This window comes from Pseudomonas sp. GXM4 (assembly GCF_008923895.1).
GTDB classification, from domain to species: Bacteria; Pseudomonadota; Gammaproteobacteria; order Pseudomonadales; family Pseudomonadaceae; genus Aquipseudomonas; species Aquipseudomonas atacamensis.
In genome coordinates this window covers 31702-46701 of the sequence record NZ_WBRZ01000006.1, presented here as the reverse complement: position 1 = coordinate 46701, position 15000 = coordinate 31702, and the positions used below count along the sequence as shown (strand labels likewise).

Sequence of the window (15000 nt, the reverse complement as noted above, 5' to 3'; positions counted from 1 at the left end):
CATTATCATTCAACATAATTTGTCGCTCGATGTGTAGGACGGCGCCGTCCCCCGAGGCCCTCCCACTAACCTATTGGCAGCAAGGTGATTTCCATGACGGAACAAGTATCCACAAGCAGGTGCGATTCACCGCTACTTCAGGCATTCGTCGACAATCGACTGATTCTGGTCAAGATTGCAGCCCGCATTACCGGTTGCAGGTCTCGTGCCGAAGATGTGGTTCAGGATGCGTTTTTCCGACTGCAATCGGCCCCGCCGATCACGTCGTCGATCAAGGCTCAGCTGAGCTACCTGTTCCAGATCGTGCGCAACCTCGCCATCGATCACTACCGCAAGCAGGCGCTCGAACAGAAATACTCAGGCCCGGAAGAGGAAGGCTTGAACGTGGTGATTCAGGGCGCTTCGCCGGAAACTTCGCATATCAACTTCTCGACCCTCGAACACATCGCCGATGCGCTGACCGAACTGCCCAGCCGCACCCGTTATGCCTTCGAGATGTACCGTCTGCACGGCGTGCCGCAAAAGGACATCGCCAAGGAACTGGGCGTATCGCCCACCCTGGTCAACTTCATGATTCGTGATGCGCTGGTGCACTGCCGCAAGGTCTCGGGCAGTCGGCGGGATGCAGTGATTGCGGGTCGTCGCTGAGACCGCGTCGTCTGATCAAAAAAGATCGCAGCCTTCGGCGGCTCCTACATGAGAATGCATTCATCTGTAGGAGCTGCCGAAGGCTCGGGCCGCGATCGGACGATCTTTTGCTTGATGCGATATCAGGCCAATGGGCACCGATCAAAAAACCGCTCCCGCCCCAGAATCATCAATGCCGCGCGCTTGTGCGGGAAATCGAATTCCTTCTCGCAGTGAAAGCACTGGTTGTGCATATGGCCGATCATCTTCGCGTTGTCGGCACGTGGCTCGGCGACCACGCGCTGGGTCCGTGGATCATCGAGAAACAGGTAATGCACCAGCGCCGATAACCAGCTCGCCACTTTGTGCGGGCCGCGATGACTTTCCTCGCCGACCAGCATGTGAATGCCACGGTCGTAATCGTCGGCATCGTAGAACGGCGCGATGCGATCTTCCTTGGCCCAGTAGGCTTCGAAATAGGCGAATGGCTGATCGTCGAAACAGCCGATCAGGGTCAATGTGTGCGGGTCGGCATCGAGCTTGTTCAGGTATTCGCGATGCTGCTCAAGGCTGCCCTCCTCCTGCCAGAAACTCGCCACGCGCGGGCTGTTCTGCCAGCGATTGAAGCGCGACAGATCTTCCTCGATTTCCAGCGTTCGCAAGGAAATCCATGCGCCGAGCCGCGCATCGAAACGCCGATAGACTTCACCACGCGGCTTCACCGGTCGCAGCGGATGGCGCTTGCCGTGGCTGATGACCATTTGCTGCGGATAGCTGCCGGTCAGTGAAGTGCCCAGCCACGGCTGCGGCAGTTGCCAGAACAGCGTGCGCTCGCAGCGATACTCACCGGCGACTTCGGTATTGATCAGCAGGCCACTGCGCAAGGCTTCGGTCGGTGGCTGATCGAGTTGCCAGGTCAATTGCTGGCACGCCGGGGCACGGGCGAACAACCAATAACAGGCGGCCCACAAGGCTTGCCCGGGCGGCAGGGCAAAACGTTCATCAAGCTGGATCGGGCCATTGGCCTCGCGGTCCAGGCGCAGCCGAATCAGCGGTTGCCCGTCCAGGCTCAGGCTCAAGCGGCTCTCGGTAGCATCAGCGATCAATTGACTGCCCGAGGGCAATGCCAGGGCAGTCAGGTCATTCAGATTGGACATGGGTCGGGCTCACGTAATCGTCGACAGTTCGACGAAGTGACGTGAGCCGGGAAGGGAAATTTAAGCGCGGGACGAAAACAGCGCTTCAGTGATGCGGCACCGGCACTACCGCAATCCTGTAGGGTTCGAAAATCTTCAGCAATTCGCCATTGTCACGCAGACGCTGCAACAGATTGCCGAAGGCGTCGCCGGTGATCGGAGCGCTTGGCCGCAGAATCGCGTAATGGTGATAGATCTGATCGGTGCGCTGCGAAGCCAACAGCTCATCGCGGACTTTCTCGTTGCGCAGCAGGTAATCGAACAGATAGGAACGGGTCACCAGGGCAATGTCGGCGCGCCCGCGCAGGACCATCAACAGGTTGCTGTCGTGGGAATAGGTCAGCGTGGCGTTGTAGTTGTGCGCGAGGTATTTCGGGTCGGCGTTGAAGTCGGCGAATTCGTAGTGATAACCGCTGAACAGCGCCAGACGTTTGCCCGACAGGCTCGAGAAGTAGTTTTGCTGGCGGCCGTCTTCGCGTTGTGCAACGAAGATTTCGGCGTCTTCCAGGCCCATGTCGACATCGTCGTGGGGAATGTCCTTCCAGCCCCACTCGGGATTTTCAAAGATCGCCATATCGATGCGACCCTGCTTGAAATCACCGAAACGGCGCGGGATCGAGGTCGGCACCAGGACGAACTGATAGTCGCTCTGCGAGCGGTTCAGCGCCTCGATCAATTGCGGCAACAGGCCGGTGTCGGCGCCGTTTTCCGGGCGGATCGTATAGGGCGGGAAATGCGCGGCGCCGACCCGGACCAATTGCGCTGACTGAGCGGGCAATACCCATAACGCAGCCAGCGCAGCGAGCATCAGCCCGGCGGCTGTCCGAATTGGCGAAGACTTCAAAACACCCCACTCCCCGAAAAAAAATAGCGATCAATGCATTCAAGCTAGGCGGTTTCGCCGACTTAGCCAGTTTGTCGGCCGGTCCGACAACCGTTCAACGCGCTTCGAGGACCAGAATCAGCGCTTCATCGGCGAGCTGATCGAGGCTCAAACTGCCGCCGGCACGGAACCAGGTGGTGGTCCAGGACAGTGCGCCGGTAAGGAAACGTCGGGTGATAAAAACGTCGCCGCGAATATAGCCGGCGTCCTTGGCCTCGCTCAGAACCTGCAGCCAGATGTCTTCATAAACGTCACGTAAAGCAAGGACTTTAGCCTGGCCGTCTTCGGACAATGAGCGCCATTCGTACACCAGCACCGCCATCGCCTCGCCGCTGCCGCCCATGATCGACTGCAACTCGCAACGAATCAGCGCCAGCACTTTTTCGCGCACGTCGCTGGCTTCGGCCAGGGCTGCGCGCATCAGCGCGGTGTTGTAGCGGATGGTTTCCTCCATCACCGCGCGGAGAATTTCATCCTTGCTTTTGAAGTGATGAAAAATACTGCCCGACTGAATGCCCACAGCGCTGGCCAGATCGCGCACCGTGGTGCGCTCGTAGCCTTTGTTGCGAAACAGGTGAGCCGCCACTTGCAGCAATTTGCCGCGGGCGCTGTCCGGGTCGGTCAACTGGCCCTGGTCGACCAGTTCGCGCATGACCCGCAGGGCTTTTTGCTCGTCCACCCGTTCTCTCCTACAGTCGATCAGTGTGTTGCCCCCTGTAACCGCAGGGTTGCGCGCAATTTAAGCCGCGCGCGGGCACCAAGCAAGCGCTTGGGCAGAAGAATGTTTCGCCTGTTTACAAACCAAGCGCTTGCTTGGTAGCCTCCAGACACTTCTGTCGCAGGTCCCTGAGTCGGAGATAAAAATGCCAACCACCGTGCGAATCGGCTGCGCCAGTGCTTTTTGGGGCGACACCTCCACCGCTGCCGCCCAGCTTGTCTCCGGCGGAAACCTGGATTATCTGGTGTTCGATTATCTGGCCGAGATCACCATGTCGCTCATGGCTGGTGCGCGTCTTAAAGACCCGCAGGCCGGGTTCGCGGGTGACTTCGTTGAAGTGCTGGCGCCGCTGCTGACGCAGCTGTCCGAACAGAACATCCGCGTGATCAGCAATGCCGGCGGGGTCAATCCGCAGGCTTGCGCGGCGGCCCTGCAAGCGGCCTGCGACCAGGCTGGGGTCCAGCTGAAGATTGCCGTGTTGCTCGGCGATGACCTGCAAGGACAGCTCAAAAGCCCCGCCGACGTCCGCGAAATGTTCAGCGGCGCGCCGCTTCCGCGGATGTGCGTGTCGACCAACGCCTACCTCGGCGCGCCGGGGATTGTCGAAGCGCTGCGCCTGGGTGCCGACATTGTCATCACCGGCCGGGTGGTCGACAGCGCCGTGGTCAGTGCGGCGCTGGTTCACGAATTCGGCTGGTCGTGGCATGACTACGACAAACTCGCCCAGGCCGCGCTGGCCGGGCACATCATCGAATGCGGCGCGCAGTGCACCGGCGGTAATTTCACCGACTGGCGCGAGGTGCCGGATTACGAGCACATCGGTTTTCCGATCGTCGAGGTCAGCGCCGATGGCCAGTTCCTCGTCAGCAAACCCGAAGGCTCCGGCGGCCTGGTCACGCCGCTGACCGTCGGCGAGCAGATGCTCTACGAAATCGGCGATCCGCAGGCCTATCTGTTACCCGATGTGATCTGCGATTTCACTCAGGTCAAACTTCAGCAACAAGGCAAAAACATCGTGCAGGTGCACGGGGCCAAAGGCCTGCCGCCCAGCGACAAATACAAGGTCAGCGCCACGTACCCGGACGGTTTCCGCTGCACCGCCAGTTGCCTGATGGCCGGCATCGACGCAGTAGACAAGGCGCGGCGGGTCAGTCAGGCAATCATCGACAAGACCGCCGAGATGTTCAGCCTGCGCGGCTGGGCGCCGTACAGCGAAACCCATGTCGAACTGCTCGGCAGCGAAGCCACCTACGGCCCCCACGGCCAGCGCCGCGACAGCCGTGAAGTGGTGATCAAAATCGCCGTGCGCCATCCTGACAAACGCGCGCTGGTGCTGTTTTCCAAAGAGATCGCCCAGGCCGCGACCGGTATGGCGCCGGGTTTGACCGGCATCGTCGGCGGTCGTCCGACCGTATACCCGGTCATCCGCCTGTTCTCATTTCTCATAGATAAAAATGCCTGCACGCTGCAAATCGACATGGCCGGTGAGCGCCATCCGTGCACCCTCCCCGACCCAGTGGCCCTCGACAGCGCAGATTTGCCGCTCGCCCATCAGCCACCCAGACCCCAGGGCCGCGCCGATGCCAGTGTGCCGTTGGTGAAACTGGCGGTGGCGCGCTCCGGCGACAAGGGCAACCACAGCAATATCGGCGTGATGCCGCGCCATCCCGATTACCTGCCGTGGATCGCCGAAGCGCTGACCACCTCGGTGGTGGTCGACTGGATGCGCCACGTCCTCGATCCGCTTCTCGGGCGTGTCGAACGCTGGTATCTGCCCGGCACCCAAAGCCTCAACTTTCTTTTGGAAAACGCCCTCGGCGGTGGCGGTGTCGCCAGTCTGCGCATCGACCCGCAAGGCAAAGCCTTCGCCCAGCAACTATTGGAAATCCAGATCCCGGTGCCGCAGAGCATCGCCGAACAGCTCGACTAGAGGATGGTGTGCATGGCTTACGCGTCGATTTTTCGCGCCGATCTGTTCAGCGGCCAGAACCTGATTGTCACCGGTGGCGGCAGCGGCATCGGTCGCTGCACCGCCCATGAACTGGCGGCGCTCGGCGCCAATGTGCTGCTGGTCGGGCGCAAGCCGGAAAAGCTCGAAAAAGTCGCCGCCGAAATCACCGAGGACGGCGGCCGCGCGCACTGGAAGGCCTGCGATATCCGCGATGAAGAAGCGGTCAAGCAACTGGTCAAAGAGCTGATCGCCGAACACGGGCCGATCCACGGCCTGGTCAACAACGCCGGGGGCCAATACCCGTCGCCCTTGGCCTCGATCAATCAGAAGGGCTTCGAAACCGTGCTGCGGACCAACCTGGTCGGCGGCTTTCTGATGGCCCGCGAAGTGTTCAACCAGTCGATGAGCAAACACGGCGGCAGCATCGTCAACATGCTTGCCGACATGTGGGGCGGCATGCCCGGCATGGGCCACTCGGGCGCCGCGCGTTCGGGCATGGACAACTTCACCAAGACTGCCGCGTTCGAGTGGGGTTACGCCGGGGTCCGGGTCAACGCGGTGGCGCCGGGCTGGATTGCGTCCAGCGGCATGGACACTTACGAAGGCGCATTCAAAGCAGTGATTCCGACCCTGCGCGAGCATGTGCCGCTCAAGCGTATCGGCACCGAATCGGAAGTCAGTGCGGCAATCGTGTTCCTGCTCAGCCCGGCGGCGGCTTTCATCAGCGGCACTACGGTGAAAATCGACGGCGCCGCCAGCCTCGGCAGTCGCGCCTGGCCGCTGCACAAGGCCAGCCACAGCGAATCGTTCAATGGTTTTCACCGCGCGTATTTACCAGAAGTGTTGCGTCCCGACGTGCTCAAGGACAAGGAATAAGCCATGGCGCAGATTCAGTCGCAACTCGATCCGCACAGCGAAGCGTTCGCGCGCAACCGCGCGGCCATGCTCGCCGCCATCGAGCAGGTGCAGCAGCTCGAACAGAACCTGTTGAACAAGGCCGCCGAAGCCAAAGACAGATTCAGCAAACGCGGGCAACTGTTGCCCCGCGAACGCCTGAACCTGCTGCTCGACCCCGGCGCGCCGTTCCTCGAACTGGCCAGCCTCGCCGGCTACAAGTTGCATGACGACAAGGACGGCAGTTCGGCCGGTGGCGGGCTGATTGCCGGCATCGGTTATGTCTGTGGCGTCCGCGCGATGGTGGTCGCCAACAACAGCGCAATCAAGGGCGGCACGATCTCGCCGAGCGGCCTGAAAAAATCCCTGCGCCTGCAACAGATCGCTCGGGAAAACAAACTGCCGATGATCACCCTCGCCGAAAGCGGCGGTGCCAATCTCAACTACGCGGCGGAGATTTTTGTCGAAGGTGCGCGCAGTTTCGCCAATCAGGCGCGCATGTCAGCGATGGGTTTGCCGCAGATCACCGTGGTGCACGGCTCGGCCACCGCAGGCGGCGCCTATCAACCGGGGTTGTCCGATTACGTGGTGGTGGTGCGCGGCAAGGCCAAGCTGTTTCTCGCCGGCCCGCCATTGCTCAAAGCGGCGACCGGCGAAGTGGCCAGCGATGAAGAACTCGGTGGCGCCGAAATGCACGCGCAGGTCGCCGGCACCGCTGAATATCTGGCCGAGAACGATGCCGACGGCATACGCCAGGTCCGCGACATCATGCGCATGCTGCCCTGGAACGAGCAATTGCCCTGGCTGCCGCAGCCGCAATTCAAAGAGCCGCTTTACCCCGTCGACGAACTGCTCGGGCTGATCCCGGACGATGCAAAAAAGCCCTACGACGTGCGCGAAATCATCGCGCGGATTGCCGATGAATCGGACTTTCTCGAGTTCAAAGGCGAGTTCGATCAGCAAACCCTTTGCGGCCAGTTGAAAATCCAGGGCCGCGCCTGCGGCTTCATCGGCAACAACGGCCCGATCACCCCGCAAGGTGCGAGCAAGGCGGCGCAGTTCATCCAGTTGTGCGACCAGAGCCAGACGCCGCTACTGTTTTTCCACAACACCACGGGTTTCATGGTCGGCACCGAATCGGAACAGCAAGGGGTGATCAAGCACGGCTCGAAACTGATTCAAGCGGTGGCCAACGCACGGGTGCCTAAACTGACCATTGTCGTCGGCGGTTCCTACGGCGCCGGCAACTACGCCATGTGCGGGCGCGGGCTCGATCCGCGCTTCATCTTCGCCTGGCCCAACAGCCGCACGGCAGTGATGGGCGGCGCACAGGCCGGCAAGGTCTTGCGCATCGTTACCGAAGCCAAACAGCTCAAGGACGGCATCGAGCCCGATCCGAAAATGCTCGACATGCTCGAACAGATGACCGCGCAGAAACTCGACAGCCAATCCACCGCCCTGTATGGCAGCGCCAACCTGTGGGACGACGGCCTGATCGATCCGCGCGACACCCGCACCCTGCTCGGTTACTTGCTGGATATCTGCCACGAAGCCGACATGCGCACGCTGCAACCCAACAGCTTCGGCGTCAGCCGCTTCTGACCGCCACGGATCTTACGGAGAACAACAACAATGATCTTCACCCCGGAACACGAAGCCCTGCGCCGCACCGTCCGCCAGTTCGTCACGAACGAGATCAACCCGCACGTCGAAGAATGGGAAAAGGCCGGGCGCTTTCCCATCCACGAAATTTTCCGCAAGGCCGGTGAGCTGGGCCTGCTGGGCATTTCCAAGCCGGAAAAATTCGGCGGCATGGGCCTCGATTACAGCTATTCGATCGTCGCCGCTGAAGAGTTCGGCACCATTCATTGCGGCGGGATTCCGATGTCGATTGGCGTGCAGACCGACATGTGCACACCCGCCCTCGCCCGCTTCGGCTCCGACGAACTGCGCGAAGAATTCCTGCGCCCGGCGATCACGGGCGAACAGGTCGGCTGCATCGGCGTTTCCGAAGTCGGCGCCGGCTCCGATGTCGCCGGACTGAAAACCACGGCACGCAAGGACGGCGATGACTACGTGATCAACGGCAGCAAAATGTGGATCACCAACTCGCCGAGCGCCGATTTCATCTGCCTGCTCGCCAACACTTCCGACGACAAGCCGCACATCAACAAGTCGCTGATCATGGTGCCGATGAACACCCCGGGAATCAGCCTCAGCTCGCACCTTGACAAGCTCGGCATGCGCAGCTCGGAAACCGCGCAGGTGTTCTTCGACAACGTGCGCGTGCCCCAGCGCAACCGCATCGGCCATGAAGGCGCGGGGTTCATGATGCAGATGCTGCAGTTTCAGGAAGAACGTCTGTTCGGCGCGGCAAACATGATCAAGGGCCTGGAATATTGCATCGACAGCACCATCGAGTACTGCAAGGAGCGCAAGACCTTCGGCAACGCGCTGATCGACAACCAGGTGATCCACTTCCGCCTCGCCGAATTGCAGACCGAAATCGAATGCCTGCGCGCGCTGGTCTATCAGGCCACCGAGCAGTACATCAAAGGCCAGGACGTCACGCGCCTGGCGTCGATGGCCAAGCTCAAGGCCGGGCGTCTCGGCCGGGAAGTCAGCGACAGCTGCCTGCAATATTGGGGCGGCATGGGCTTCATGTGGGACAACCCGGTGGCCCGTGCTTATCGCGATGTGCGTCTGGTATCGATTGGCGGCGGCGCCGACGAAATCATGCTGGGGATCATCTGCAAACTGATGGGCATTCTGCCGGGGAAAAAGAAATGAGCCGCCTGCCCGATTGCCAGACGCTGTTGCTGGAACTGCATGGCGGCGTGCTGCACATCACCCTCAACCGCCCGGACAGCCGCAACGCGATGAGCCTGCAAATGGTCGCCGAACTGCGCGCGCTGCTGACGGCGGTGCACGATGACCGCACAGTGCGGGCCTTGGTGCTCAGCGGTGCCGGCGGGCATTTTTGCGCCGGCGGCGACATCAAGGACATGGCCAATGCCCGGGCTCAGGGCGCGGACGCTTACCGCGAGTTGAACCGGGCGTTTGGCGCGCTGCTGGAACAAGCCCAACATGCGCCGCAAGTGCTGATCACGGTGCTGCAAGGCGCCGTGCTCGGCGGCGGCTTCGGCCTGGCTTGCGTCAGCGATATTGCGATTAGCGATCACAAGGCGCAGTTCGGCTTGCCGGAAACCAGCCTTGGCCTGATCCCGGCGCAAATCGCACCGTTTGTGGTGCAACGGCTCGGCCTGACCGAAACCCGGCGACTGGCGCTGACGGCGGCGCGTTTCGATGGCGCCGAGGCGCAGCGATTGGGGCTGGTGCATTTCGTTGAACAGGATGCGCAAGCGTTGGCCGAGCGACTGGATGAGGTCTTGCAACAGGTGCTGCGCTGCGCACCCGAAGCGAATGCGATGACGAAAAAATTGTTGCTGGCGAGTGCCGGACAGCCATCGAGTGACTTGCTTGATGAGGCGGCGCAGTGGTTCAGCGCGGCGGTGACTGGAGACGAGGGAATCGAGGGGACCATGGCATTCATGCAGAAACGCAAACCGGGGTGGGCCTGAAAAAGCATCGCGGGCAAGCCCGCTCCCACACGGATTTTCATTCGCTCAAAAAACCTGTGGGAGCTGGCTTGCCAGCGATGAGGCCATCACAGTCAACGCCAAAAAACTCAGGAACCCCACCATGCCCACCCTCCACAAAATCCTGATCGCCAACCGCGGTGAAATCGCCTGCCGCATCCAGCGCACGGCGCAGGCGCTGGGTTATCGCACCGTCGCGGTTTTCAGCGACGCCGACGCCGATGCGCTACACGTGCAAATGGCCGACCAAGCCGTACATATCGGCCCGGCGCCGGTGCAGCAGTCCTACCTCAACATTGCGGCGATACTCGACGCCGCCCGCCGCAGCGGCGCCGATGCAATTCACCCCGGCTACGGCTTCCTCTCGGAAAACGCCGATTTCGCCCGCGCCTGCGCCGAAGCCGGGCTGATTTTCATCGGCCCCAGCGCCGAAGCGATCGAACTGATGGGCAGCAAACGCCTGTCGAAAATCGCCATGCTCGACGCGGGCGTGCCGTGCATTGCCGGCTATCAAGGCGCAGCGCAGGACGACGCGACGCTGCTGGCCGAAGCCGAGCGCATCGGTTATCCGCTGATGATCAAGGCCAGCGCCGGCGGCGGCGGACGCGGCATGCGCCTGGTGCACGAGGCCAGCGAACTGCCGGCGCAACTGCGCACCGCGCGGTCCGAAGCAATGAACGGTTTCGGCAGCGACGAGTTGATTCTCGAACAGGCATTGATCGAACCGCGCCACGTCGAAGTGCAGCTATTCGGCGACCAGCACGGCCATCTGGTCTACCTAGGCGAACGCGATTGCTCGATCCAGCGCCGCCATCAGAAAGTCATCGAAGAAGCGCCGTGCCCGGTGATGACCGCCGAGCTGCGCCAGGCCATGGGCGAAGCGGCGCTCAAGGCCGGGCGCGCGGTGGATTATGTCGGCGCCGGCACCGTGGAGTTCCTCCTCGACGCACGCGGGCAGTTCTACTTTCTGGAGATGAACACCCGTCTGCAGGTCGAACATCCAGTGACGGAATTGATCACCGGCCTCGATCTGGTCGCGTGGCAACTGCTGGTTGCCGAGGGCCAGCCGCTGCCGCTGACGCAGGAACAGGTCCGCCTCGACGGTCACGCCATGGAAGTGCGCCTCTACGCTGAGGATCCCGCTGCGGATTTTCTCCCGCAAACCGGCCGAATTGCCGCATGGCAACCGGCTTCGGATCACGGGGCGCGGATCGATCACGGTCTGCTTGAAGGCCAGTCGGTGAGCCCGTTCTACGACCCGCTGCTGGGCAAACTGATCGCCCACGGCGCAACCCGCGAAGAGGCGCGACGCAAATTGTTGCGTGCGGTGCAGGACACCGTGCTGCTTGGCGTGCAAAGCAACCAACGCTTGCTCGAAGGCCTGCTGCAACATCCGCAGTTCATCAGCGGCGACTTCAGCACCGCTTTCATCCAGCAACATTTTTCCAGCCATGCCTGCCTCAGCCCTTACGTACCGACGACGGCGCAACTGGCGATTGCCGTGGCGTTGTTCTATCAGGCCAGCGCCCTGCCCCATCGCGCCCCATTGAATGGCTGGCGCAACAACGCCAGCGTGCCGTTGCACTATCGACTCGGCAGTGACGAACAGGACTGGGCGCTATCAGTGCTGGCGCGCAAACCCGGCGAGTTGGTCGTGCAGGCTGGCGAAAGCACTGTGGCGGTGAAAATCATTGAGCACGCCGCGCAATCGATCACCGTCGAAGTCGACGGTCTGCGCCAGCGCCACGCCTATCGTCTGCACGATCGGCAGCTGTGGCTGTTCACCCATCCGGGCAGCCTGCGCCTGGAGGATCGAACTCATGCGCCGATCGACAGTCAGACCAGCGTCGCCTCCGGCACCCTGAAAGCCCCGATGGACGGTGCCATTGTCGATGTGCTGGTCAGCGAAGGCAGTACGGTCAGCAAGGGTCAATTGCTGGTGGTACTGGAGGCAATGAAAATGGAGCATCCGTTGAAGGCCGGCATCGATGGCGTGCTCAAACGGGTGCAAGTGAAGGTCGGCGATCAGGTAAAAAATCGTCAGGTTCTGTTGCAGGTCGAGTAGTCGCCCGGGCACAAGCGCGGGGTTTGACTACGCTCTGATAAATCAGAACGCGGAAATCAGGAACCCTGCGATGCCCCATTGGCTGGTCATAGATCTGGAAGCCACCACAGACGAGGGTGGCTGGCCGGTCACGGAAATGGAAATTATCGAGATCGGTGCGACCCTGGTCGACCGCGCCGGGCGCGAGCAGGATCACTTCCAGCGCTTCGTCAAACCGACCCGCCGGCCATTGCTGACGCCGTTCTGTCGGGAGCTGACACACATCACCCAGGCCAACATCGATTCGGCGCAACCGCTGAGCGAGGTCTGGCCGGCCTTTGAGCGTTGGCTGGCGCAGCATCAGGCCCGCCTTGAAGGCTGGGCCAGTTGGGGCGGTTACGATCGCCAGCAATTGCTCCAGGAGTGGCAGCGCCTGCACATCGACAGCGGCCTGAGCAAAGTCCCGCACATGAACCTCAAACAGCGCTTCGCCAAGGCTCGGCGCCTGGAACGACCGCTGGGGCTCAACGGCGCGTTGCAACTGGCGGGCATGCAGTTCAACGGCCAACAACATCGCGCGCTGGAAGATGCCCGCAATACTGCACGGTTATTGCCGCTGGTCCTGCCGCTTTAGACGCGTGACGGCGCGAAAAGCCTTGTGCATACTGGCCGCCCCCTTTTAAGCCCTTTTCGAGGAATCCGCCCATGTTTAAAGTCAACGAGTACTTCGACGGCACCGTCAAGTCGATCGCCTTTGGCACCGCTGAAGGTCCGGCGACCATTGGCGTCATGGCCCCGGGCGAATACGAATTCGGCACCAGCCAGCGCGAGATCATGCACGTGGTGTCCGGCGCGCTGAACGTGAAACTGCCAGACAGCAGCGACTGGGAAAACTTCGCCGCCGGCAGCCAGTTCAACGTTCCGGCCAACAGCAAGTTCCAGCTGAAAGTCGAAGTGGATACCGCTTACCTGTGCGAATACCGCGGCTGATCCCGCCGGCTTCACAGCGCAAAAAAATGCCCGCGTCCAAAAGACCCGGGCATTTTTCGTTTCAGCGGCAGCCTATTCGAGAATCTCCACCGGCATGCCGACTTCCAGGCGACCGTTACCGTCGTTGACCAGATTCTGTCCGAACATCGCGCCATCGGCGGTTGAGCGATGTTTCTGTAACGTCGCGAACGGCTCGCGATCGGCGCTGCGCTCACCGGTTTGCGGGTCGACAGTGGTCATGATGCAACGCGCGCACGGCTTGACCACGCGGAATTCGATATCGCCGATGCGAATGCGTTTCCATTGGTCCTCGGCGTAAGGCGCGCTGCCTTCGATGACCAGATTCGGACGGAAGCGCAGCATCTCCAGCTCTTGCCCTACCGTTTCCGAGAGCGCCAGCCGCGAAGCTTCGCCGATCAGCAGCAATGGATAACCGTCGGCGAACGCCACTTGATCGTCGTCCTTGCCGAAACCCGACTGCGTGGTGCGTGCCCGCTCCAGCGGCATCTGCACCAGACGTGTCGGCTTGCCGAGGAAGTCGCTGACAAACCGCGCGGCTTGATCACCGGCGTCCGGCACCCGCAGGGTGTCACGCCAGATCGTCACACCGCGCAGCTCGGCGTCGGCAGCGGGCAGCGCGACTTCGATAGATCCCTGCTCGGGAGCGCTGAGGGTCAGACCGCCGCTGGCATTCCACAAAGCAGACAACTGACTCATCTTCGCTTCGGCGCGCTGGGTCAGAAAGCGCCCGCTGGCCTCGTCCACCAGCATCCAGCGTCGGTCGCCCGCCAGCCCGAGCTTGTCCAGCTCGATGCTTTGCAGGATTTCGCCTTTGCCGGATTTCAACGGGTAACGATAAAGCGCGCTCAGACGCAGCATGGCCAGCTTCCTTGGAGGAAAAACGCCACCCTATACGAGCTTCAATACCGAATCAAAGCCGTCATTAATGTAAATACACTTCTGTGGGAGCGAGCCTGCTCGCGAAGAGGCCGGCACATTCACCATCAATGTGTCCGACCCTGCGCTTTCGCGAGCAGGCTCGCACAGGAAGCAAGATGTGCGTGTTTCAGGCCGGCACGGCGTCGAGCATCAGACGCTGGCGTACCACGTCGACCAGTTTGTCCGGCTGGAATTTGGAGAGGAAGTTGTCGCAACCGACCTTCTTCACCATCGAGTCGTTGAAACTGCCGGACAGCGAGGTGTGCAGTACGACGTACAGGCCACGCAGGCGAGGGTCGTTGCGGATCTCCGTGGTCAGGCGATAGCCGTCCATTTCCGGCATTTCCGCATCGGTGAAGATCATCAGCAGTTTGTCGGTCATGTGCACGCCGGTATCGGCCCAGGCCTTGAGCATGTTCAAGGCTTTCAGACCGTCGCTGGCAATGTGCATCTTCACCCCGAGCTGGCCGAGGGTATCGCGCAATTGCGATAGCGCTACGTTGGAGTCGTCCACCAGCAACACTTCGCGGCCACGGGCGCGCTCCAGTACCGGGTCGTCGAGTTTCTCGCGCGAGACCTTGGCGTTGTACGGGACGATTTCAGCGAGGACTTTCTCGACGTCGATGATCTCCACCAGTTGATCGTCGACCTTGCTGATCGCGGTCAGATAATGCTGGCGGCCAGCACTGGTCGGCGGCGGCAGAATGGCTTCCCAGTTCATGTTGACGATGCGGTCGACACCGCCAACGAGGAAGGCCTGCACCGAACGGTTGTATTCGGTGACGATGATCGTGCTGTTCGGGCCCGGCACCAGTGGGCGCATGCCGATTGCCTGGGACAGGTCGATCACCGGCAGGGTCTGCCCGCGCAGATTGACTACGCCGCAGACGAAAGGATGACGCTGCGGCATCAGGGTCAGCTTGGGCAGTTGCAGCACTTCCTGAACCTTGAACACGTTGATCGCGAACAGCTGGCGTCCGGCCAGGCGAAACATGAGGATTTCCAGGCGATTCTCACCCACCAGTTGCGTGCGTTGGTCTACCGTGTCGAGAATGCCGGCCATCAATGACTCCTGGGCTTGTTCTGATGAATTCACTAGGGGGTTTATCGGCTGCATTCAGCTAATCTTGATTGCTGTAAAGCGCGTCGCTAAAAATGC

The 15000-nt window shown here is 61.4% G+C and carries 13 protein-coding genes and 2 pseudogenes; 10 read left to right on the top strand and 5 right to left on the bottom strand.

The genetic code is table 11. From position 1 onward, the window contains the following. The first annotated feature begins 93 nt into the window (after positions 1-93). Complete coding sequence (locus tag F8N49_RS02255) at positions 94-648, top strand: RNA polymerase factor sigma-70 (RefSeq protein ID WP_008088195.1); 555 nt, start codon at positions 94-96, stop codon at positions 646-648. Positions 649-770: 122 nt separating this feature from the next. On the opposite strand, the gene F8N49_RS02250 is transcribed toward F8N49_RS02255, so the two are convergent. The 3 genes from F8N49_RS02250 to F8N49_RS02240 all read right to left on the bottom strand — a co-directional run bounded on the left by F8N49_RS02250 (position 771) and on the right by F8N49_RS02240 (position 3385). Further along, positions 771-1784, bottom strand: a complete 1014-nt coding sequence (locus F8N49_RS02250; RefSeq protein ID WP_151550702.1) for a GNAT family N-acetyltransferase — start codon at positions 1782-1784, stop codon at positions 771-773. An 85-nt stretch (positions 1785-1869) separates the two neighbouring features. Next, positions 1870-2631 (bottom strand): ABC transporter substrate-binding protein, encoded by a 762-nt coding sequence (locus F8N49_RS02245; protein ID WP_256675380.1) that lies wholly within the window; start codon positions 2629-2631, stop codon positions 1870-1872. Positions 2632-2761: 130 nt separating this feature from the next. Continuing rightward, the gene (locus F8N49_RS02240) at positions 2762-3385 is read right to left on the bottom strand and encodes a TetR/AcrR family transcriptional regulator (RefSeq protein WP_122707222.1); all 624 of its coding nucleotides are present in this window, start codon (positions 3383-3385) and stop codon (positions 2762-2764) included. A gap of 184 nt (positions 3386-3569) precedes the next feature. On the opposite strand from F8N49_RS02240, the gene F8N49_RS02235 reads away from it, so the two are divergent. From F8N49_RS02235 to F8N49_RS02200, 9 genes and pseudogenes are all read left to right on the top strand, one after another. After that, on the top strand, positions 3570-5354 hold the full coding sequence (locus F8N49_RS02235; protein ID WP_151550701.1) for an acyclic terpene utilization AtuA family protein: 1785 nt from the start codon (positions 3570-3572) through the stop codon (positions 5352-5354). 12 nt (positions 5355-5366) lie between these two features. Continuing rightward, positions 5367-6251, top strand: a complete 885-nt coding sequence (locus F8N49_RS02230; RefSeq protein WP_073472477.1) for an SDR family oxidoreductase — start codon at positions 5367-5369, stop codon at positions 6249-6251. Positions 6252-6254: 3 nt separating this feature from the next. Next, the gene (gene atuC, locus F8N49_RS02225) at positions 6255-7871 is read left to right on the top strand and encodes a geranyl-CoA carboxylase subunit beta (RefSeq protein WP_151550700.1); all 1617 of its coding nucleotides are present in this window, start codon (positions 6255-6257) and stop codon (positions 7869-7871) included. Between the two features lie 30 nt (positions 7872-7901). Further along, a complete protein-coding gene (gene atuD, locus F8N49_RS02220) occupies positions 7902-9059 on the top strand; it encodes a citronellyl-CoA dehydrogenase (RefSeq protein WP_073472473.1) in 1158 nt (385 codons plus the stop codon). Further along, entirely contained in the window at positions 9056-9850 is a 795-nt protein-coding gene (locus tag F8N49_RS02215) for an enoyl-CoA hydratase/isomerase family protein (protein ID WP_151550699.1), read from the top strand. Before atuD ends, F8N49_RS02215 begins: the two co-directional genes overlap by 4 nt. A 121-nt stretch (positions 9851-9971) precedes the next feature. Then, positions 9972-11487: pseudogene (locus F8N49_RS02210) on the top strand (acetyl/propionyl/methylcrotonyl-CoA carboxylase subunit alpha); the annotation flags it as partial. 101 nt (positions 11488-11588) lie between these two features. Continuing rightward, a pseudogene (locus tag F8N49_RS28500) lies at positions 11589-11933 on the top strand (acetyl-CoA carboxylase biotin carboxyl carrier protein subunit); the annotation flags it as partial. A gap of 70 nt (positions 11934-12003) precedes the next feature. After that, entirely contained in the window at positions 12004-12546 is a 543-nt protein-coding gene (locus F8N49_RS02205) for an exonuclease domain-containing protein (protein ID WP_110646803.1), read from the top strand. Between the two features lie 71 nt (positions 12547-12617). Then, entirely contained in the window at positions 12618-12902 is a 285-nt protein-coding gene (locus F8N49_RS02200; protein ID WP_122700117.1) for a pyrimidine/purine nucleoside phosphorylase, read from the top strand. 72 nt (positions 12903-12974) lie between these two features. Here F8N49_RS02200 and F8N49_RS02195 read toward each other — a convergent pair whose 3' ends face one another. Beyond that, complete coding sequence (locus F8N49_RS02195) at positions 12975-13781, bottom strand: MOSC domain-containing protein (RefSeq protein WP_151550698.1); 807 nt, start codon at positions 13779-13781, stop codon at positions 12975-12977. Positions 13782-13968: 187 nt separating this feature from the next. Then, positions 13969-14904, bottom strand: a complete 936-nt coding sequence (locus F8N49_RS02190) for a chemotaxis protein CheV (RefSeq protein ID WP_016770829.1) — start codon at positions 14902-14904, stop codon at positions 13969-13971. Positions 14905-15000: the final 96 nt, after the last annotated feature.